General features: G+C 57.7%; 14 protein-coding genes. 9 read left to right on the top strand and 5 right to left on the bottom strand.

Features of this window, described 5'->3' with window-relative positions:
- Window positions 1–45: 45 nt before the first annotated feature.
- From ccmI to FHW17_RS10605, 4 genes are read left to right on the top strand one after another with little or no spacing between them, the layout of a single operon-like run.
- A complete protein-coding gene (ccmI, locus tag FHW17_RS10620; protein ID WP_246706790.1) occupies window positions 46–1236 on the top strand; it encodes a c-type cytochrome biogenesis protein CcmI in 1191 nt (396 codons plus the stop codon).
- Window positions 1236–1682, top strand: a complete 447-nt coding sequence (gene ccmE / locus FHW17_RS10615; RefSeq protein WP_112523271.1) for a cytochrome c maturation protein CcmE — start codon at window positions 1236–1238, stop codon at window positions 1680–1682. Before ccmI ends, ccmE begins: the two co-directional genes overlap by 1 nt.
- Entirely contained in the window at window positions 1679–3670 is a 1992-nt protein-coding gene (locus tag FHW17_RS10610) for a heme lyase CcmF/NrfE family subunit (RefSeq protein ID WP_182509801.1), read from the top strand. The genes ccmE and FHW17_RS10610 overlap by 4 nt, the downstream gene beginning before the upstream one ends.
- Window positions 3667–4146 (top strand): cytochrome c-type biogenesis protein, encoded by a 480-nt coding sequence (locus FHW17_RS10605; RefSeq protein ID WP_182509800.1) that lies wholly within the window; start codon window positions 3667–3669, stop codon window positions 4144–4146. Before FHW17_RS10610 ends, FHW17_RS10605 begins: the two co-directional genes overlap by 4 nt.
- 2 nt (window positions 4147–4148) lie before the next feature.
- Here FHW17_RS10605 and FHW17_RS10600 read toward each other — a convergent pair whose 3' ends face one another.
- Entirely contained in the window at window positions 4149–5045 is an 897-nt protein-coding gene (locus FHW17_RS10600) for an MBL fold metallo-hydrolase (protein ID WP_182509799.1), read from the bottom strand.
- Window positions 5046–5199: 154 nt separating this feature from the next.
- Between FHW17_RS10600 and FHW17_RS10595 the strand changes: the two genes are divergently transcribed.
- From FHW17_RS10595 to FHW17_RS10580, 4 genes are all read left to right on the top strand, one after another.
- Window positions 5200–6738, top strand: a complete 1539-nt coding sequence (locus tag FHW17_RS10595; protein ID WP_112523263.1) for a Do family serine endopeptidase — start codon at window positions 5200–5202, stop codon at window positions 6736–6738.
- 116 nt (window positions 6739–6854) lie between these two features.
- The gene (locus tag FHW17_RS10590; protein ID WP_091880542.1) at window positions 6855–7541 is read left to right on the top strand and encodes a response regulator transcription factor; all 687 of its coding nucleotides are present in this window, start codon (window positions 6855–6857) and stop codon (window positions 7539–7541) included.
- Window positions 7538–8938: a HAMP domain-containing sensor histidine kinase gene (locus FHW17_RS10585; RefSeq protein ID WP_182509798.1), complete on the top strand. Its 1401-nt coding sequence runs from the start codon at window positions 7538–7540 to the stop codon at window positions 8936–8938. Before FHW17_RS10590 ends, FHW17_RS10585 begins: the two co-directional genes overlap by 4 nt.
- On the top strand, window positions 8935–11895 hold the full coding sequence (locus FHW17_RS10580; protein ID WP_182509797.1) for a bifunctional [glutamine synthetase] adenylyltransferase/[glutamine synthetase]-adenylyl-L-tyrosine phosphorylase: 2961 nt from the start codon (window positions 8935–8937) through the stop codon (window positions 11893–11895). The genes FHW17_RS10585 and FHW17_RS10580 overlap by 4 nt, the downstream gene beginning before the upstream one ends.
- 6 nt (window positions 11896–11901) lie before the next feature.
- Here the strand turns inward: FHW17_RS10580 and FHW17_RS10575 are convergent, their stop codons facing one another.
- Window positions 11902–14247, bottom strand: a complete 2346-nt coding sequence (locus FHW17_RS10575) for a PAS domain-containing sensor histidine kinase (RefSeq protein WP_112523253.1) — start codon at window positions 14245–14247, stop codon at window positions 11902–11904.
- A 748-nt stretch (window positions 14248–14995) separates the two neighbouring features.
- Window positions 14996–17641: an aminopeptidase N gene (pepN, locus tag FHW17_RS10570; RefSeq protein ID WP_182509796.1), complete on the bottom strand. Its 2646-nt coding sequence runs from the start codon at window positions 17639–17641 to the stop codon at window positions 14996–14998.
- A gap of 291 nt (window positions 17642–17932) precedes the next feature.
- On the opposite strand from pepN, the gene FHW17_RS10565 reads away from it, so the two are divergent.
- Window positions 17933–18847, top strand: a complete 915-nt coding sequence (locus tag FHW17_RS10565) for a DMT family transporter (protein ID WP_112523331.1) — start codon at window positions 17933–17935, stop codon at window positions 18845–18847.
- On the opposite strand, the gene FHW17_RS10560 is transcribed toward FHW17_RS10565, so the two are convergent.
- Both FHW17_RS10560 and FHW17_RS10555 read right to left on the bottom strand, forming a co-directional pair.
- A complete protein-coding gene (locus tag FHW17_RS10560) occupies window positions 18848–20095 on the bottom strand; it encodes an MFS transporter (protein ID WP_112523329.1) in 1248 nt (415 codons plus the stop codon).
- 101 nt (window positions 20096–20196) lie between these two features.
- Window positions 20197–21021: a uracil-DNA glycosylase gene (locus FHW17_RS10555; protein WP_182509795.1), complete on the bottom strand. Its 825-nt coding sequence runs from the start codon at window positions 21019–21021 to the stop codon at window positions 20197–20199.
- Between the last annotated feature and the right edge of the window lie 63 nt (window positions 21022–21084).

The following is a 21084-nucleotide window of genomic DNA, read 5'->3' as shown; positions in this document are numbered from 1 at the left end:
GCCCTATCTGCGAAATCCATTTGGATTTTGCAGCGCTTGGAGACTATGTCTCAGCTCATGATTTTCTGGATTTCCGCTGCACTCTTGACAGTTGTCGCAACGCTTGTCGTGCTCTTACCCCTCACGCGACGCGTCAAGACAAGCGTCTCGGACGATACATATGATGTCGAAGTATACCGCGATCAGTTGCGGGAACTGGAGGCGGACGAAAAGCGCGGCCTCATCGATGCGGTAAGCGCCGAACAGGCGCGTGCAGAAATAAGCCGGCGTTTGCTGAAATCCGCCGCTGCAGCGGAAGCTGACAAATCAGTTTTCCGTCCGCAAAAGAGCGCGACCCGCGAGTGGGCAACGCTCGCAACAGTATTGGCCATTCCGCTGATTTCCTGGAGTATTTATGCCAAGACTGGTTCACCTGATCTGCCCGCGCAGCCTTTGGCTGAACGTCTCGCACGCCCAGCGGATCAGGCAACCCCTGCCGAGCTGATCGCCCGCGCCGAAGCGCATCTCACGCTCAATCCTGATGATGGTCAGGGCTGGGAAGTGCTGGCGCCCATCTATCTGCGCACCGGCCGTCCGGCTGATGCGGTAACTGCCTATCGCAACGCCATACGGTTGAACGGTGACAGTGGTCCCCGGCAGATTGGTCTTGGCGAAGCCTTGTCTGCGGTTGCCGGGGGTACGATGACGCCGGAAGCCGAAGCCAGTTTTAACCGTGCGCTGGCTCTCAATCCCGGTGATATGCGCCCGCAATTCTTCATTATCAATGGCTGGATGCAGCAGGGCAAACTCGTTGAATCCCGTGATTTGATCCGCAAATTGCTTGCTGATGCACCGAGTGACGTGCCATGGCGTGACGAAGCGCAGGCAGCGCTGACACGTCTCGACAAGGAAATCGCCGGCGACGCACCCGATGTCAGCGATATCGACCGGGCAACAGGTCCCGATGCCGCGCAGGTGGATGCTGCCGCGTCCATGAATGTGCAGGATCGTGCTGCCATGATCGAAGGCATGGTTGCCAGTCTTGCCGAAAAGCTCAAGCAATCGCCTGATGATGTGGAAGGCTGGGAAAAGCTCGTCCGCTCCTATGTGGTTCTCAACCGGCCCAATGATGCGCTGGAAGCCTTGGCCAGTGCTCGCAAAGTGTTGAGCGGCGACAAGCTTGCGCGTCTTGATGCGGTCGCAGATGATCTCGGTCTGGCGGAGCAGCCTGGGGATACCAGGCCGGAGAAGAAGTGATGACACGCAAACAGAAACGGCTTTCAGTGATTGGCGGCGCCCTGGTGGTGCTGGCCTGCGCTGCTGGACTGGTGCTGTTTGCGCTTCAACAGCGCATCGCGTTTTTCCGTATGCCATCCGACATTGCCGCTGCCGACCTGCAATCGGAATCGCGCTTTCGACTCGGCGGACTGGTGGAAAAAGGCAGTGTGGTACGCGGCGAGGGAACAAAAATCACCTTTGCGGTCACTGACCATATCAAAAGCGTTCCCGTAACCTATGATGGAATTCTGCCCGATCTTTTCCGCGAAGATCAGGGTGTGGTGATCGAAGGCAAGTTTGCGCCAGGTGGGGCTTTTACAGCTGATAGCGTTCTTGCCAAGCACGATGAAAACTATATGCCGAAGGAAGTTGCCGACAGTCTGAAGGCCAAGGGTGTGTGGCAAGGGGAGAACAAGCAGCAATGACGGAACTCGGACATTTCGCTTTGGTTCTGGCGCTTGCCCTGTCCATTATACAGGCTGTCGTGCCGGTCTGGGGCGCACGGCGCAATGACGACCGCATGATGGCCGTTGCCGTTCCGGCTGCCTTCACCGTCTTTGCAGTGATTGCGCTGGCCTTTGTGGCGTTGACCTCAGCCTATGTCGCTTCGGACTTCTCGCTGCAGAATGTCTGGGAAAACTCCCATTCGCAAAAGCCGCTGCTTTATAAAATCACCGGTGTCTGGGGCAACCACGAAGGCTCAATGCTGCTGTGGGTGCTGATACTCGCATTCTTCAGCGCGCTGGTTGCTTTCTTCGGTAACAATCTGCCGCCGTCTCTCAAAGCCAATGTGCTCGGTGTGCAGGCATGGATCGGCTCTGCCTTCCTGCTGTTCATCGTTGCCACCTCCAATCCGTTCACCCGCATCACACCTGCACCGATTGAGGGACAGGATCTCAACCCGATCCTACAGGACATCGGCCTCGCGATCCATCCGCCGCTGCTTTATCTCGGCTATGTCGGTTTTTCCGTATGCTTTTCGTTTGCCGTTGCAGCGCTCATCGATGGGCGTATCGATGCGGCTTGGGCGCGCTGGGTACGTCCGTGGACGCTGACTGCATGGATGTTTCTGACCGGTGGCATCGCCATGGGCTCCTACTGGGCTTATTATGAGCTTGGCTGGGGAGGCTGGTGGTTCTGGGACCCGGTTGAAAATGCCTCTTTCATGCCATGGCTCGCCGGAACGGCGCTGCTGCACTCGGCTCTGGTCATGGAGAAGCGCTCGGCGCTGAAAATCTGGACAGTGCTGCTGGCCATTCTCACCTTCTCCCTGTCGCTGCTCGGCACATTTCTGGTGCGTTCGGGCGTGCTCACCTCGGTCCATACATTCGCGACCGATCCGGGGCGCGGCCTCTTCATTCTCGCCATTCTCGTGTTCTTCATCGGCGGTTCGCTGGCGCTGTTTGCCCGCCGCGCGCAGACACTTGCACCCGGCGGCCTGTTCCAGCCGATCTCACGCGAAGGGGCGCTGGTGTTCAACAATCTCTTCCTCACGACAGCGGCTGCGACCGTGCTGATCGGCACGCTCTATCCGTTGCTCCTGGAAACATTAACAGGCGAAAAGATTTCCGTCGGCCCGCCCTTCTTCAATATGACCTTCGGCCCGCTGATGATCCCGCTGCTTGCCGCTGTGCCATTTGGCCCGCTTTTGGCCTGGAAGCGCGGCGATATTCTCGGCGTTGCCCAGCGTCTGATGGTGGCGTTCTTCGTTGCGCTGCTTGTCGTGGCCGTGGTTCTCTACAAGACATCAGGCACGGCAATCTTCTCCGCGTTCGGTATTGGGCTCGCTTTCTGGCTGATGCTTGGCGCATTGACCGATCTTTCCTTGAAGGCCGGTATTGGCAAGGCTCCCTTCGCCGTCATGCTGCGCCGTTTGACCGGGTTGCCCAAATCCGTATTCGGTACGGCATTCGCGCATTTCGGCCTTGGTGTAACCCTGCTGGGTATTGTCTCTGTCTCAACCTTTGCCACGGAAGACGTGACGGTGATGAAGCCGGGCGAAACATTGCGGGTTGCCAGCTATACGCTGCGCTTTGATCGCATCGACCCGGTGAAAGATTCGAATTTCACCGAAGATCAGGGCAAGTTCACCATTCTCGACAGTGCAGCGCGCGACGTTGATACGCTGATGTCGTCAAAGCGTTTCTATCCCGTGCGCAAGATGCAGACGACGGAAGCGGGTATCAGGACATTCCTGTTCAGCCAGCTTTACGTTTCGCTCGGTGATGCCACCAAGGATGGTGGCATTGTCGTGCGCGTCTGGTGGAAACCCTACGTGACACTGATCTGGCTCGGTGCGCTGGTCATGATGGCGGGCGGTGCCATGTCACTGGCAGACCGGCGGTTGCGGGTTGGTGCGCCGGGCAAGGCCAAAGCCGCAAAGACGGGCCGGGCGAAAGGTGCCATGGCATGAGGCGCGTATCTGCAGTCTTTTTTGTGCTGCTAACCGCCCTTTATCTCGGCGCAACGGCTGCACAGGCGGTTTCGCCCGATGAAGTACTACCCAATCCGGCGCTGGAGACGCGCGCGCGCACCATTTCCACCGAACTGCGTTGCATGGTGTGCCAGAACCAGTCGATTGACGATTCCAATGCTGATCTTGCCAGGGATTTACGGGTTCTGGTGCGCGAGCGGCTGACGGCGGGTGATACGGACGAGCAGGTGCTGGATTTCGTCGTTGCCCGTTATGGCGAATTCGTTCTTTTAAAACCACGGCTGATGCTGAGCACAATCCTGCTCTGGGGATTTCCCATTGCCGCTCTCCTGGCAGGTGCCATCGCGATTGGCGTTTCAATTCTACGCCGTCGTCGTTCGCCAATCGAAACCACCCCGCTATCGGATAGCGAAAAGAAGCAGCTGAAGAAACTTCTGGCTGCTCCCAACGACTAGAACTATTTGCCGGATGCCCTGAGTATCGATTCCACATTCTGCATGTGGACAGGTTCATAAGGCGCGTAATAGGTCAGTACATCCGAACGAAAATCTTCCGCGATGAAGGTGAGCAAATCCTCATCTGCCAGCTCCGGCTCGTCGCGCAGGCGCATAAGCTTGCTGACATAGCGTTCCGTTGCGGCGATCAGTTTCGGCCCGTAGCCACCGGCAATAATCACATCCTCGGCACCATGATTGGGTAGAATTTTTTCGATACCCCAGGTCGACATGCGCTTCAGATCGAGCAAATGGTTTTCCAGCCGCTCGGGTTCGGCCACATAGGTGATTGGTTCTTCCAGTGTATCACCTGCAAACAGCAGCTTGAGCTGCGGTATGATCATCACGGTGCCGTCATGGCTGTGAATATCCACATGGCGCAATTGCACCTCGATCTCTCCAATCTTCAGATCGCGCTGATCTTTGAAGATACTGTTTGGCATGACGAGCGGGCGGACAGGCGGTGTGCGATTCTCCAATGTGTTCTTGTTGTCGCTGAGTGCCTTTGCCGTGAGGTCATTGGCAATGATCTCGCAATCGGCAAAAACCGCGTTCCCTGCCACGTGATCCACATGCCAGTGGCTGAGCACGACGCGGATGTGCCGGGCACCGGCCTGAACAAGCGTGTCGCGGATGAGCGCGGCATGCGCATTGGAAATGCTGGTGTCATAAACGAGTGCTTCCTCACCGGAAACGATGGCATAGGAGCAGACGCCAAGTGCATAGGCGCCATCGTCAAGCCAGTTTGGTTCGGCGGAATAGGCGCGAACTCCATCTAATCTGCCATCATAAAATGCGTAGACACCTTCATAGGGCTGGTGAACCCGCATTGTGGAACCGAGCGGCGGCATGGATGCCATTTGAACTATCTCCAGTGATCAACGAATCGTGGCGCCAAAGAGTTATCTTACAAATTTGTCATGTTGCGGAAATGGCGGCGTAACGTTCTTATCTGTATCACTGTTGGTTATTAAGCGGTCGGATTTCCGATCGGGCGTCCAAGGAGAAAGTTTTATGTCTAACAATCGTACGTCCTCCACTTACCGCAAGGGCATTGCTGCCGCGCTGCTCGCCTCGGCGCTCGCCGGGGGACTGCTGGCAACCGGCCCGCTTGCAGCCATTGCGCCAGCGCAGGCTGAAGCGGTGCGTGTTGATGGTGCGCAGCAGCCCGGCTTTGCCGATGTTGTTGAAAAGGTCAGCCCCGCCGTCGTCAGCGTTCGCGTCAAGAGCGCAGTTCAGCAGACCTCCGATGATGGTTCGGGCATTCCGGGATTTGATCAGCTCCCCGACGATCATCCGCTCAAGCGTTTCTTCCGTGATTTCGGCGGGCCAAACGGTCAGGGCGGTATGCAGCAACGCAGAGGCGGTCAGCGCGACCACCAGAACCGTCCGGACCGTGTACGTCCGACAGCGCAGGGTTCCGGCTTCTTCATTTCTGAAGATGGCTATCTCGTCACCAATGATCACGTCGTGGAAGACGGCAGCGCCTATACCGTTGTCCTCAATGACGGCACGGAACTTGATGCCAAGCTGATCGGTAAGGACAAGCGTACCGATCTCGCCGTCCTCAAGGTCGATGACAAGCGCAAGTTCACCTATGTGTCCTTCGGCGATGATAACAAGATGCGCGTTGGCCAGTGGGTCGTTGCAGTCGGCAATCCGTTTGGTCTCGGCGGCACCGTGACAGCTGGTATTATCTCGGCGCGTGGCCGCGATATCGGTGCTGGTCCCTATGATGACTTCCTGCAGATCGATGCGGCCGTCAACAAAGGCAATTCCGGTGGTCCCGCTTTCAATCTGAACGGTGAAGTTGTCGGCATCAACACAGCAATCTACTCCCCATCCGGTGGCAGTGTGGGTATCGCCTTTGCCATTCCGTCAACGACGGCCAAGATGGTCGTTGATCAGCTCATCAAGACAGGCACCGTATCCCGTGGCTGGATTGGCGTGCAGATACAGCCGGTCAGCAAGGAAATCGCCGAATCGCTCGGTCTTTCCGAGGAAAAGGGTGCGCTGGTTGCCGAACCGCAGTCCGATGGACCAGCCGCCAAGGCCGGTATCCAGTCTGGCGACGTCATCACCGCTGTTAATGGCGAGACGGTTTCCGATCCGCGTGATCTGGCCAAGAAGATCGCTGCGATCAATCCCGGCCAGAGTGCCGAACTGAGCGTCTGGCGCAAGGGCGAGGCCAAGGCCGTCAAGGTATCGATCAACTCCATGCCCGGCGATGAAAAGCAGGCATCCAAGAGCGACAACAACAGCAAGACGCAGGATCAGGCTTCGGTGCTGGATGATTATGGCTTGACCGTTGTTCCATCCGATGATGGCAAGGGCGTTGTGGTCACAGATGTCGATCGCTCCGGCGATGCTGCCGACAAGGGCATCACAACCGGCGATATCATTGTCTCGGTCAACAACAAGCCTGTTAAGAGCGGCTCTGATATCGATGCGGCTATCGTTGAAGCATCAAAGAGTGGCCGCAAGGCAGTCCTGTTGCAGGTTCAGACCAACGACCAGTCGCGGTTCGTGGCTCTGCCCATCAATCAGGGCTAAGGCCGGCACCAACGAAAACGGGCAGCGGATATTCCCTATCTGCTGCCCGCCTGCCATCCAGAGCATCATTCATATGGTGCTTACCTCTGTCTCGAAACCGGCTTAGTATGAACGCCATGAAGATTCTCGTTATTGAAGATGACCGCGAAGCGGCCCGTTATCTGGAGAAGGCTTTTGCCGAGGCTGGCCATTCGGCTGATGTCGCCGGTGATGGCGAAACCGGTTACACGCTGGCGGAGCAGGGCAGCTATGACGCCCTGATCGTCGATCGCATGTTGCCGCGCCGTGACGGTCTTTCTGTCGTGGCCGCGCTGCGCGCTCAGGGCATTGATACACCGGCCCTTATCCTTTCTGCACTGGGTCAGGTGGATGACCGGGTAACTGGCCTGCGCGCTGGTGGCGATGATTATCTCACCAAACCCTATGCATTTTCGGAATTGCTGGCGCGGGTTGAAGTCCTGCAACGCCGGTCCAGTCCGAAAGAAGCGGAAACGGTATACCGGGTCGGTGATCTGGAACTTGATCGCCTGTCGCACACCGCCAAGCGGGCCGGGCAGGGCATTATCCTGCAACCACGCGAATTCCGCTTGCTTGAATATCTGATGCGCCATTCCGGACAGGTCGTTACCCGCACGATGCTGCTTGAGCATGTCTGGGACTATCACTTCGACCCCCAGACCAATGTGATCGACGTGCATGTCTCGCGCCTGCGCGGCAAGATCGAAAAGGGTTTTGAAACGCCCCTGCTGCACACGGTGCGCGGCGCTGGCTATATGCTCAAGGCCGGCGGAATCGATGCATGAGCCGCTTTCTTGCCATGATGAAAATGACAGCCGTCCGGCTGTCAGCGCTTTACCTGCTTCTTTTTACTGTCTGCGCCATTGTTCTGGTCTTTTACATGACCAGCCTTTCGGTCAATCTGCTCACATCCCAGACGGAAGCCGCCGTTAACGAGGAAATCGAAAGCGTCGGCCAATCCTATCAACGTGCTGGCATAGCCGGGCTTGTCCGCTCCATCGACCGTCGCAGCCGGCAGCCGGGTGCCTATCTCTATCTCGTTACCGACCCCGCTGGCCGGATCGTTGCTGGCAATGTGCAGAGCATCGAGCCGGGCGTGTTGCAGACGGATGGCTGGATAAAGCGTCCGATTGCCTATGAGCGCTACGGCGAGAACAATGACCCGCAGGTCCATACGGCCATTGCGCGGATCATTGTCATGCCCAATGGTATTCGCGTCATGGTTGGCCGTGATCTGGGCGAGCCGGAAAAGATACGGCTTGTGGTTCGCCGCTCGCTGGGTGCGGCGCTCGGGATTATGGGTATCGGCGCATTTCTCATCTGGTTCTTTGTTGGTCGCCGTGCTTTGCACCGGATCGACGAGGTTTCCGTGGCTTCGCAGCGCATCATGGGCGGTGATCTTGCCGGGCGTCTGCCGGTCAGCGGGTCCGGCGATGAGTTTGATCGTCTCGCCGCCAATCTGAACGGCATGCTGGCCCGCATTCAGGAACTGAACGAGGGCGTGCGCCACGTCTCTGACAATATTGCCCATGATCTGAAAACGCCGTTGACCCGTATGCACAATCGGGCGGAATCCGCCCTTGCCAATGCCAGGACCACGAAAGCCTACCGCGCAGCACTGGACGGTATGATTGCCGACTCCGATCAGCTTATCCGCACGTTCAACGCCATTTTGATGATCTCACGGCTTGAATCAGGATACTCGTCGGAGACAATGGAACTTCTGCCGCTGTCGACAGTGGTGCAGGATGTTTACGAATTATATGAACCGACGGCGGAGGAGGCAGGTATCGCCTTCACGCTTGGAGCCGAGGACGCAACACCAGTGCGGATCAACCGCGAACTGGTGGGCCAAACCATCTCCAATCTCGTCGACAACGCCATTAAATATGCCGGCGGCGGTGAAAAGCCGGTGGAAGTTTCCCTTGCTGTGGAAAAGCAGGATCACACGGTCCGCGTCATTGTCACGGACAATGGCCCGGGCATCCCGCCGGATCAGGTGGATCGGGCAACGGAGCGTTTTGTCCGTCTTGAGGAAAGCCGTTCGCAACCGGGGTCAGGACTGGGTCTCAGTCTTGCCAAGGCGGTGATGAAATTGCACGGTGGCACTCTGGAATTGCAAGACAATGCTCCGGGGTTGCGTGCTGTGCTCGCTTTCCCGGTGGGGGAGGAGACTAAATGAATGAAGATGCGGCTTTTTTTGCCCGCGATCTGCGCTCGCTGACGCCACTCGACAAGAAAACAGCAGCGGCCTTTCTCGGCGAACTCATCGAGAGTGCTGTCGAGAAAGAATGTCCTGAGACCGCTGATGTGAAAAACAATGCGAAAGCCGCCGGTTTTCTCTCCGCGGTTCTCGATCTCTCTCCCTATCTGCGCAATGTGCTGATCCGCCGTCCCGCTATACTGGAGCCGCTGTTTGCCATGCCGCTGGCCAAGCGCCTGGAAGCGCTGATGCGGGATGTAGCGGCGAGTTCGGAAAGCGAGAATATTACTGAAACCGGCATCATGGCTGTTTTGCGCCAGTTAAAGCTGGAAGGGCATGTTCTGATTGCCCTTGGTGATCTCTCCGGCGTGTTCGACACGGCGGGCACAACCCGCTGGCTGTCACAGCTGGCGGAAGAAAGTGTCCGCGCTGCGGTGCGGTTCCTGCTGCGCGATGCGCATGAATCCGGGAAGCTCAAACTCCCCGACCCAGAACATCCGGAAAAACAATCCGGCTGGATTATCCTTGCCATGGGGAAGTTCGGCGCATTCGAGTTGAACTATTCCTCGGATATCGATCTGATTGTCTTTATTGACGAGCATAGCCCCGCCATTCCTGCCCCCTACGAATGTGTCGAGACCTTCTCGCGGCTGACCCGCCGTCTGGTGCGTATCCTGCAGGATCGCACGGCGGATGGTTATGTCTTCCGCACCGATCTGCGCCTGCGCCCGGACCCCGGCTCAACGCCTCTGGCAATTCCCGTCGGTGCGGCGCTCAACTATTATGAAGGGCGCGGCCAGAACTGGGAGCGCGCCGCCATGATCAAGGCACGCCCGGTCGCTGGTGATATCGCAGCGGGAAAACAGGTGCTGGCCGAACTTGCACCCTATGTCTGGCGCAAATATCTCGATTATGCGGCGATTGCCGACGTGCATTCGATCAAACGGCAAATCCACGCCCATAAGGGCCACGGCGAAATTGCCGTGCGCGGTCATAATGTCAAACTCGGTCGCGGTGGCATTCGCGAAATTGAGTTCTTCGTGCAGACCCAGCAATTGATCGCCGGTGGACGGTTTCCGCAACTGCGCGGTTCACGCACGGTTGATATGCTGGCCGCACTCACCGGCCTTGGCTGGATCAGCGAAGAGGCGCGCGACACTCTTGTCGAAAAATACGGCTTTCTGCGTGATGTGGAACACCGCATCCAGATGATCGCCGACGAACAGACCCACATGCTGCCTGAAGATGATGAGAATTTTCTGCGGGTGGCGCATATGATGGGCTATCGCGACGGCGAGGCCTTTGCCGCGGATTTCCGGCAATCGCTGAAAACAGTCGAAACGCATTATGCGGCGCTGTTCGAACAGGCGCAGGATTTGGCGGGTGAGGCCGGAAATCTTGTCTTTACCGGCGATGTGGATGATCCCGATACGCTGGAGACTCTGGCAAAATTCGGTTTCGAACGGCCAAGCGACATTTGCCGTGTGATCCGCACCTGGCATTTTGGCCGCTATCGCGCAACGCAATCGGCGGAATCGCGTGAACGTCTGACCGAACTCACGCCCGTGCTGCTCAAGGCCTTCGGAGCGACAAGCCGGGCCGATGAAGCGCTGATGCGCTTTGATGAGATGATCAAGGGCCTGCCTGCGGGTATCCAGCTTTTCAGCCTGTTGCAGTCCAATCCGCGCCTGCTCGACCTGCTTGTACTGATCATGGGCGCCGCGCCGCGCCTTGCCGATATCATAACCCGCAAGCCGCATGTTTTCGATGGCATGCTGGACCCGGCAATTTTCGCCGATATTCCCACCCGTGCCTATCTGGCGGAGCGCTTGGAAAACTTTCTCGCACCCGCCAAGGTCTATGAGGATATTCTCGACCGCCTGCGGATTTTCGCAGCGGAACATCGCTTTCTCATCGGCATAAGGCTTCTGACCGGCGCTATCGATGGTATCAGGGCAGGCAAGGCTTTTTCCGATCTTGCCGATCTGGTCATCGACCGGGCATTGCAGGCGGTGATCGATGAATTTGCCAGCAAGCACGGCGTGGTATCAGGCGGACGTATTGCCATTCTTGGCATGGGTAAACTCGGCAGCCGTGAACTAACTGCTGGTTCTGACATTGATCTCATTCTCCTTTATGATCACGACGCGGATGCGGAAGAGTCCGATGGCGAAAAGCAGCTGGCGCCGTCGCAATATTACATGCGGTTGACCCAGCGCCTGATTGCGGCGCTCTCTGCCCCAACGGCGGAAGGCGTACTCTACGAGGTGGATTTCCGCCTGCGCCCTTCGGGTAATAAGGGACCGGTCGCCACCCATATCGACTCGTTTCGCAAATATCAGCGCACGGAAGCCTGGACGTGGGAGCATATGGCCTTGACCCGCGCCCGGCCGGTGGCTGGCGACAATGCCTTTTTCGGCGAGATCGAGACAGAAATCGCTGAAATCCTCGCTCTGCCACGCGATCCGGCAAAAATCGCCAAGGACGTGGCTGAAATGCGTGCCTTGCTGGAAACGGAAAAGCCACCACACGACAGCTGGGACATGAAGCTGGTACCCGGCGGCATTATTGATCTGGAATTTATTGCCCAGTTTGCGGTGCTGACAGGCAATGTCGAAGGGCCAGTCATTGCCCATTCCACGGCGGAAGTTTTGACTAGATTGAAGACCGGTTTCGTTGAGCCGGTTGTGACCGATGAACTGGTAGCCGCTGCCAATCTTTATACGGAGCTGACGCAGATCATCCGCCTTTGCCTCAACAGCGATACAAGGCGCGAGGATTTCCCGCCCGGCCTTGGCGATCTTCTCTGCCGAGCCTGCGATCTGCCTGACCTTGCCCGCGTCGAGACCCATCTGGAAGACACGGCAAAATCCGTTCGCAAGACGTTCAATGCGGTGTTACGCGGAGCAAAGAGCAGTAAGTCCAATGGCAAGTAGAGTACTTTAAACCCGCCATTCCTCTCGCACCGGACCAACGGTCCGGGTGGGAATGCGCACCGAGACAATGGTGCCGACGCCTTCCGTGGAGCGGATTTTCAATGCGCCGCCATGCAGCTCCGTCAGCGAGCGGGAAATGGCAAGGCCAAGGCCTGAGCCCGTATGGGTCTTGGTGAACTGATTCTCCACCTGCTCAAAGGGTTGGCCGATTTTTTTGAGCGCCGATTTCGGGATGCCGCAGCCGGTGTCTTCAATGGTAAAAACCAGCGCGCCTGACACTTTGCGGGCGCGCACCGAGATGCGCCCGCCCGTATCGGTGAACTTCACCGCATTGGATAGAAGGTTTATCAGGATCTGCTTGATGGCGCGCCGGTCGGCATTGAGCGTGACGCAGTCAGCAATCTTCGTCTCCACCTTCACATTCTTGTTCAATGCCTGCAACGAGACAACGCGCACGGTCTCATTGATCAGCGGACAAAGATCAATCTCCTCACGGTCCAGCGAGAAATGCCCGGCTTCGATTTTTGACATGTCGAGAATGTCATTGATGACGTTTAGCAGGTAATTGCCGCTGGTGTGGATGTCCTGCACATATTCCTCATAGCGGTCCGAACCAAGCGGCCCGAATGTGCCGGAATGCATGATTTCCGAGAAGCCGATAATGGCGTTGAGCGGCGTGCGCAACTCGTGCGACATGTTGGCGAGAAATTCGGATTTGGCCCGGTTGGCAGCTTCGGCGCGTTCCTTTTCGACCGCATATTTGCTGTTGAGTTCCGTCAGCTCGAGCGTGCGTTCCACTTCCGATTTGCGGGCAAGGCTGAGGTCATGAATGGTCGCCATCAGGCGGCGCTCGCTGTCCACAAGCCGCTCCTCATGCACCTTGAGCTGGGTAATGTCAGTACCGACGGATACCAGCCCGCCATCCTGGGTGCGGCGTTCATTGACCTGCAACCAGCGACCATCTGCCAGTTGCCGCTCAAAGGTGAGGGCGCCAGCGCGGCCATGCTCATTGGCCATGCGCTTTTCAAAGGCGACGGCGCGGATGCGCGGCTCCAGTTCCTCACGGCTGATACCGGGAAGCAGGCATTCATTGGCAAGGCCGGAATATTGGTTGAACTTGCTGTTGGACATGACGAGGCGATTATCCGCATCCCACAGAACGAAGGTCTCGGAAATACTTTCAATGGCTTCGCGGATGCGCTGGTCGGCCTGTGCGGTCTGCTGAGCAAAGCGGTGCTGTTCGCTGACATCCACGGCAACGCCGACGAGATGCGTGTCACCAACCGTTGCATCAGCAACCTGGGCGCGCACCCGCATCCAGACCCAATGGCCCTCGGCGTGGCGCATGCGGAACACGCGATCGATCTGGGTAATCTCTCCCGCCGCCACCTGCGCTGCCAGACTGTAAAGCTTATCGTCATCCTCGTGAATGATGGAGGAGATGTCACCGAGCGATAGGATCGCGTCATAGGCCTCATAGCCAAGCATTTCGTACATCGACCGCGACCAGTAGACCCTGCCGCGCGCCATGTCCCAATCCCACAATCCGCAGCGCCCGCGTGCCAGCGCCGTATCGACCCGTGCCTGTGTGTGTTGATAGAGCGCGTCCGCATCCTGCGCCCGGGCCGACTGGCTGAAATAGGCGTAGAGGACAACCAGCATGATGGCGGCCGTTCCGGCAAATAGGGTGACATTGACCGAGATCATCCGTCGCCATTCAGCAAAGATCGCGTCAACCGGATGCATCACGAACACCGAATAGCCGCCGTTGCCGGTACGGCTGAACGCGGCGAGGCCTGCGGTGCCATTCATGCGCACTTCCATCACCCCGGCGCGCTCGCCGAAGAGGAAAAGCGGCTGGCCATTGGTAACGAAGCTTTCGAGGTTCTTGTCGCGCCAGCGATCGCCACCCTCCGAAGAGGCGACGATCTTCGATTCACCCGATGCAATGGCGATCCACATGCCTTGCGGGATGAGATCGTTGGAACGCATCTCGGCAATAATGTTCTGCAACTCGCCGCTGTCGAGTTTCTGACCAGCCTTCATGCGGTTGTCGATAATGCTGGCCATGTGGCTGGCGGCCAGCGACAGCGTGGCACGGGCCGTGCGTTCCGTATCGTCGCGCCACGACAGCAGCGACATCGCACGGGCACTGGCCAGGATGATGAGGAAAATAATGATCAGCGGCGGGATGGCCCGGCGCAGGTAGGGTTCGGCAGCGAGCAGCTTGCCATAGGCAGGGTCCGCGAGAAGTTTGATATGTCCGGAAAGACGGGTGCGCCCCCGCGCAGTCTCCCGCTTTCCGGCATAAGTCTTCCCCGTCGGCGCGCGATACGCGTCCGCATTTGCCATCGAATGGCCCCCTCAATTGCCTTTATAATCAGTGATTTGCTTCGCCACGCCGCACATCCGAAGCACCTGTAGTGAATCAAAACTGATTCGCTGTGTCCAGTCCTTTTGTTAAATATTTAGCAATCATTGTGGCAGCCGTGAATCAGTTCACGAGCCGATTCCGCTAAGCCTTTGAAAAGACTCCAAGACCGGAAAATCGCCTGCGGGGGTAAAATTATGCCCCAGCCGGTGGATAACTGGTTGGAGCATTGAAATGCGGAAACGGCAGCCGAATCTTTGCGCAAAGGCGGGCCGTGCCAGGCTCGACGTGGCTCCATGTTGGGGGGATGAGAGGGCTCTCTATCGCATCTTTTTCGCGTCAGATGTCTGCAGCAGCATGGTGCGTGGTTCGCCGTTCGACAAGCTTGGGAAGCTCACCATGAGGGAGACGGGTGCTGCGGCGCCAATGACCAATGGTGTAGGATTTTGGCACCGGCTCCCAATCTCCGTCATCCTCGGGCTTGACCCGAGGACCCACCATTTAGATACGCCGAGCACTCGGGTTCGCTTGATCTCTTTAGCCGTGGATCCTCGGGTCAAGCCCGAGGATGACGAAGATGGGGATTGTTCTTTCATCACCTCTCTCCCTCATGGTGAGCCTGTCGAACCACGCGGTATGGCTTTGCAGACACTTGAAGCGAAGAGATGCAAGAGACACCGTGCTTACCCTCCCCGATATGGGGAGGGTGGGGAAGCACCGGGGAGAAACCTAGGCGAGTGTTCTTTCAACGATATCGCGCACATCGGCGGACAAGCCTTCAACCATCGCAATGGAAGCCAGCGCTTCCCGCGCATGCTCGCGCCTGATTGCTTCGAACGAACGCCACGAGCGCATGGCGGTCAGCAGCCGTGCCGCAAGCTGCGGGTTCTTCTTGTCGATGATGAGGATCGTTTCGGCAAAAAAGCGATAACCCTCGCCATCGGCACGGTTGAAACCAGTCTGGTTGCCGCTGGAGAAGGCACCGATCAAAGCGCGTGTCCGGTTTGGATTGTCGAGCGAGAAGAGCCTGTGTGCCATCAAAGCGCGCACGCGTGTCAGGGCATCGGCACCCGGCTGGGTGGCCTGCACGATGAACCACTTGTCCATAACGAGCGGGTCATTGCCGAAACGCTCTTCAAATGCCTTGAGCGCCGCCTTGGTCGCCTCGCTGTCACCAAAACGCTGGACGAGGACACCAAGGGCCGCCACGCGGTCCGTCATATTATCAGCGTGGGTGAATTGGGCCGCAGCGCGCTTTGGATTGCCCTCGGCTACACTCAGATAATCAAGCAGCACATTGCGCAATGCGCGCCGTCCGGCACTGGCCGCATCGGGCTTGAACGGGCCGCTATGGTCAAGATCATCATAGAGCTGGTCGAACTTGTGCGCATGTGCTTCGGCAACAGCACGCATAAATGCCTCGCGGCTGCCCAGAATGGCATCGGGGTCGATATTGCTGCCAAGTTCCCGCGCTATATCGCTTTCCGACGGCAGGCTCAGGCAGAGAGCCCGGAACGCTTCGTCGAGATTGCCATTGAACGCGATTTCGCCGAGCAGCTTGATCGATGAGCTTTCAATTGTCGCCGGTTTGCCGCCGCGCACACGCTTTGAATTGCTGGTGAGCTTTGCAGCCAGAAGCTGTGTCAGCGCCTGCCAGCGATTGACCGCATCGCCATCATGGCGGGCGAGAAAAGCGAGGTCAGAACGGGTCAGTTCGCTGGTCAAGGTAACAGGTGCGGAAAAGCCACGCAGCAGCGAGGGCACCGGGCGCTCGGTAATGCCGGAGAAGCTTAGCCGTTCCTTGCGCTTGAACAGATGGATGACATCGCCCTTGACTGTGCCGCCCTTGACCGATTTCGGCTTCAGCTCGCGCCCTTTGGCACCCAGCAGGGCAAACTGCACGGGGATGTGCATCGGCTTCTTTGACGACTGTCCCGGTGTGGCTTTCAGTGACTGCTCGATTTCGATTTCGAACGTCTGCGTTGCCTGATCATAATCATAGGTAATGGCGAGGTTCGGCGTACCGGCCTGTTCATACCAGAGCGAAAACTGGCTCAGATCCTCGCCGGAGGCATCCTCGAATACCTTGATGAAGTCTTCGATAGTGGCTGCATCGCCGTCATGGCGCTCGAAATAGAGGTCCATGCCCTTGCGGAACAATTCGGCACCCAGAATGGTATGGATCATGCGCACCACTTCCGAACCTTTTTCATAGACGGTGGCGGTGTAGAAATTGTTGATCTCGCGGAACTGGCGCGGGCGCACGGGGTGGGCGAGCGGCCCGGCATCTTCAGGAAACTGATGTGCCTTCAGACCCTTGACCTCGGCAATGCGCTTGACGGCGCGCGAGCGCATGTCAGCCGAAAACTCATGATCGCGGTAAACGGTCAGCCCTTCCTTGAGACAAAGCTGGAACCAGTCGCGGCAGGTGATGCGATTGCCGGTCCAATTGTGGAAATATTCATGGGCGATAACGGCTTCGATGCCGGCATAGTCCGTATCGGTCGCGGTCTCGTGGTCAGCCAGAACATATTTGTCGTTAAAGACGTTGAGGCCCTTGTTCTCCATCGCGCCCATGTTGAAGTCGGAAACGGCCACAATGTTGAAGACGTCGAGATCATATTCGCGGCCAAAGACATCCTCATCCCATTTCATCGAACGCTTGAGCGCATCCATGGCATAGAGCGCGCGCGGCTCCTTGCCGTGCTCAACATAGATGCCGAGATCGACATGGCGGCCCGAAGCCGTGGTGAAACTGTCGGTGATGACACCGAGATCACCCGCAACAAGCGCGAAGAGATAGGCGGGTTTGGGATGCGGATCGTGCCAGACGGCAAAATGCCTGCCATCGGCAAGCGCACCTTGCTCGCCCGGATTACCATTGGCCAGAAGCAGCGGCGCTTCCTTGATGCCAGCTTCAACCCGCACCGTATAGACGGACAACAGGTCAGGGCGATCATAGAAATAGGTGATGTGGCGGAAACCTTCCGCTTCGCACTGGGTGCAGTAAACACCACTGGAGCGGTAAAGCCCCGTCAACTGGCGATTGGTGGTCGGATTGATTTCCGTGGTGATCTGCAATTTGAACGTGCCGCTCTCGGGCAGGGCGCTGATTTCAAGGCGATCAGGCGTCGCCACATAGGCATTGTCGCCCAGCGCCACGCCATCGATGCTGATATCGACAAGCTTCAGTTCGTCACCATCAAGGATAAGTGATGCACCAGCGGAAACGCCCGGCCGGCGTTCAATGTGCAATGTCGACTTGACAATGGTGCGCTCGGGATGAAGCGAGAATTCGAGATGGGTTTCGGGAATAAGAAAATCTGTTGGCTTGTAATCTTCGAGATGAAAGACCTGGCCGGTATCGGTACGCATCGGGGAACTGTCCTTTTTGTGGTGCCGGACCCTAACCGTGTTTTCTCCCATGCACAACAAAAGCGATTAGTTTTTCGGCGTATGCCGTTGCTTTTGTTCACTTCCGTATGTGCTCGATACATGCAACGTGATCGTTCTGCCATCTGGTGCCAAACGGCAAAGCAGCCTATACAGATATATCAATTATCGTTTTCTCCGTCGCTCCCTCAAGGAATACCAGTCGTGGCACCTATTGTTCACCAGAAAGATGGTGGACCACCCCTCGTGGATACCGTGCGCAGCACCAATGTCATGCTCGGAATTGGCCTCAAGGTCGCTTCGGTCTGTGTGTTCGTCTGCATGTCCAGCCTGCTCAAAGCCTCGGACGGAATACCGGCGGGACAGCTGGTATTTTTCCGCTCCTTCTTCGCCATTTTTCCGGTCATCATCTTTATCGCCTGGCAAGGCCAGCTCAACGTGGCGTTCAAGACAAGCGAGCCTTTCAGCCATTTCTGGCGCGGGTTCGTCGGGGTCAGCGCCATGAGCGCAAGCTTTTATGGCCTCACCAAGCTGCCATTGCCCGAAGCGATTGCCATCAGCTATGCCACGCCGTTGCTGACTGTGCTGTGCAGCGCGGTGTTCCTGCGTGAGACTGTGCGGCTTTATCGCTGGACTGCGGTTTTTATCGGTTTGGCCGGCGTGCTGATTATCCTATGGCCGCGCATGTCATTCTTCACGGGGGATAGCGAGTTTGGCGGTGATCAGGCTATTGGCGCATTGGCAACGCTGTGCGGCGCAGGACTTGCCGCCATCGCCATGCTGCTGGTGCGACGGCTGGTGCAAACAGAGCGGACGCCGACCATCGTTGTCTATTTCTCTATCGCATCCAGCATCATCGCGCTGGTCAGCCTGCCATTCGGCTGGGTCTGGCCAAGCCCGGCGCAGGCGACGTTCCTTGTCATGGCAGGTATTGCCGGCGGTGTGGCGCAAATCCTTTTGACGGAAAGTTACCGCCATGCGGATATGTCGACCATCGCGCCATTCGAATATACGTCCATGCTGCTTGGCCTTGCCATCGGCTATCTGCTGTTTGGTGATATCCCGTCAAACGAGATGATGACGGGCGCTGTCATTGTGATCAGCGCAGGCATTTTCATCATCTATCGCGAACATCGGCTCGGTCTTGCCCGGGCGAGGGCCCGCAAAGTCTCGACGCCACAGGGCTGATCAATCCTCTTTCGCTGTACCGAGTGCCGGATTGAGCTGAAGTGTTTCGGGTGTCTGCGGCCGATCATGCGGGTGATAGACGAAATCCGGACGCTCCGACGGCACCTGCCGCGCCCGCCGCAGACTGCGCCAGAAGGCATAGGAAGCATAGGCCGCATAACAGCCTGCCATGGTCATGAAGAACCCGGACGGACCGCTCACATCCATCAAACGTCCGGCAATCTGCGGGCCGATCATGCTGCCAATACCATAGACGATCAGCAGTCCGCTTGACACTTTGACGAACTCGCTCGGCTCGGCAAAATCATTGGCATGGGCGACATTCAGAGAATAGATCGGAAACAGCACCGTGCCGAAGGCAAACATCAGTGAATAGATGACCCACGGCGTAACAGGCTGGACAATGATCATTGTCACTGACAGGAACACGCCGATAATCCCCGCCACCACCATCACATAGCGCCGGTCAACAAAGTCGGAAATGCGCCCGATAGGATACTGGAAGATCGCGCCGCCGATCATGGCGCTGGCGATCATCGTGGCAATGTCAAAAGTGGAAAGACCGATTTCGCGGCCATAGATCGCCGAGAGGAAATTCCATGCGCCTGCAATGATGCCCGCAATCAGCGAGCCGATCATCGCGGCGGGTGATTTGCGGTAAAGGCCGGGCAGATCAAGCGAAACCTGTGTCAGCGGGCGGGGTGACTGGGCATTGGAAAGCCCGGTTGGAATGAGAGCGGCGGCATAGATCAGCGCGCCGATCATGAACAGCGCCTGCGTCGCCGGATTGCCGAACGGCAGAATATATTGCCCGACCAGAAGCCCGATCATCGAAACGATCATGTAGATCGAAAACACCATGCCGCGCGTCGCATTGGTGACACGCTCATTGAGCCAGCTTTCGATGACCATGTAGCTGCCTGCCAGCGAGAACCCGGCCAGCGCACGAAACAGGGTCCACGCCCAAGGATCGATGATGAGCCCATGCATCAGCATCGACATGGAGAGCAGGGTGAGAAGAACGGCAAAGACGCGGACATGGCCGACCCGGCGCACGAGGCGGGGGACGACAATACAGCCGCCGGTGAAGGCGAGGGCGTAGCCGGTACCGAGCCAACCCACCGTAGTTGGCGACCAGCCTTCAATTCCCGCGCGCAGGGGCAGGAGAATTCCCGCCAAACCTCCGGCGGTCAGCATCAGGAAGGTGCTGGTCAAAAGCGCCGTGATCGGCAAGAGCTGACGAAACATATGGGTACCCTGCGTTTCCATACCGAAAGTACAGGGTTCACCGGGCTCCAGAGCCGGAAATTACGACACCGTCATTCCAGTTTTGCGCCATGGCATATGGATTATTGCGTCAATGTGCGCAACTGCATTTTGACGGCGATGAAATCCCGCCAGGCAAAGCGCTTTTGCGCTGCATTGCGCAGGAGATAGGCCGGGTGCAGGGTCGGCATGACGGGGATGTCGATGCCTGCGGCAGTCCTGTGGGTTTTCCAGTTGCCGCGCAGCCGCAAAATACCCTCTGGCGCATGGGTCAAAGCCTTGGCGGCGGGACCACCAAGGGCAACGAGCAGTTTGGGATTGGCAAGCTCGATCTGCCTTTCAAAAAACGGGCGGCAAATCTCGGTTTCCAGCGGCGTCGGGGTCCGGTTGCCCGGCGGGCGCCATGGAATGGTGTTGGCGATATAGACGCCGGTGCGATCAAGGCCAATGGCCGCCAACATCCGATCCAGCAACTGCCCCGAACGCCCGATAAACGGCACGCCTTCCAGATCCTCCTCGCGTCCGGGTGCCTCGCCAATAAACATGATGGGCGCATTCGGATTGCCATCGGCAAAGACCAGATTCTTGGCGGTGAATTTAAGATTGCAACCATCGAACGCGGCGAGCTGCTCGCGCAACTGCTCCAGTGTCGTGGCGCTGGAAGCAAGCTGGCGCGCCAGTGCAATCTTGGTGTCGTCGGGTACGGACGTCTTGTTCAGCACAGGGGCAGCCGCGGCCTGTGGCTCTGGCCTTGATCGTTCTGGCTGAGGTGCTGTTCGCGCCGGCGGTGCCTGAACAGGTGCCCGCACCGGCTCCACTGCCGCAAAGCGATCGACCTGTTCATCCCCAAGCGGTGTGTCGACACCGGCTTCAGCATAAAAGTGCAAGAGTTCACGCAGGTCAGGCAATGGACAATCCTTTAGCCCGGATTTGAGTGGGCTTGTCTTTCAAGTCGCAAATTGCGCGCTGGA

Source organism: Phyllobacterium sp. P30BS-XVII (assembly GCF_014138335.1).
Taxonomy (GTDB): domain Bacteria; phylum Pseudomonadota; class Alphaproteobacteria; order Rhizobiales; family Rhizobiaceae; genus Phyllobacterium; species Phyllobacterium meliloti.
The sequence above is the reverse complement of the archived record's forward strand: the minus strand, read 5'-3'. Positions and strand labels throughout refer to the sequence as shown.

What these genes read in the sequence shown, in the direction of transcription:
- ccmI (WP_246706790.1), top strand. Translation starts at nt 46, where the DNA reads ATGTCTCAGCTCATGATTTTCTGGATTTCCGCTGCACTCTTGACAGTT.
- ccmE (WP_112523271.1), top strand. Translation starts at nt 1,236, where the DNA reads ATGACACGCAAACAGAAACGGCTTTCAGTGATTGGCGGCGCCCTGGTG.
- FHW17_RS10610 (WP_182509801.1), top strand. Translation starts at nt 1,679, where the DNA reads ATGACGGAACTCGGACATTTCGCTTTGGTTCTGGCGCTTGCCCTGTCC.
- FHW17_RS10605 (WP_182509800.1), top strand. Translation starts at nt 3,667, where the DNA reads ATGAGGCGCGTATCTGCAGTCTTTTTTGTGCTGCTAACCGCCCTTTAT.
- FHW17_RS10600 (WP_182509799.1), bottom strand. Translation starts at nt 5,045, where the DNA reads ATGGCATCCATGCCGCCGCTCGGTTCCACAATGCGGGTTCACCAGCCC.
- FHW17_RS10595 (WP_112523263.1), top strand. Translation starts at nt 5,200, where the DNA reads ATGTCTAACAATCGTACGTCCTCCACTTACCGCAAGGGCATTGCTGCC.
- FHW17_RS10590 (WP_091880542.1), top strand. Translation starts at nt 6,855, where the DNA reads ATGAAGATTCTCGTTATTGAAGATGACCGCGAAGCGGCCCGTTATCTG.
- FHW17_RS10585 (WP_182509798.1), top strand. Translation starts at nt 7,538, where the DNA reads ATGAGCCGCTTTCTTGCCATGATGAAAATGACAGCCGTCCGGCTGTCA.
- FHW17_RS10580 (WP_182509797.1), top strand. Translation starts at nt 8,935, where the DNA reads ATGAATGAAGATGCGGCTTTTTTTGCCCGCGATCTGCGCTCGCTGACG.
- FHW17_RS10575 (WP_112523253.1), bottom strand. Translation starts at nt 14,247, where the DNA reads ATGGCAAATGCGGACGCGTATCGCGCGCCGACGGGGAAGACTTATGCC.
- pepN (WP_182509796.1), bottom strand. Translation starts at nt 17,641, where the DNA reads ATGCGTACCGATACCGGCCAGGTCTTTCATCTCGAAGATTACAAGCCA.
- FHW17_RS10565 (WP_112523331.1), top strand. Translation starts at nt 17,933, where the DNA reads ATGCTCGGAATTGGCCTCAAGGTCGCTTCGGTCTGTGTGTTCGTCTGC.
- FHW17_RS10560 (WP_112523329.1), bottom strand. Translation starts at nt 20,095, where the DNA reads ATGTTTCGTCAGCTCTTGCCGATCACGGCGCTTTTGACCAGCACCTTC.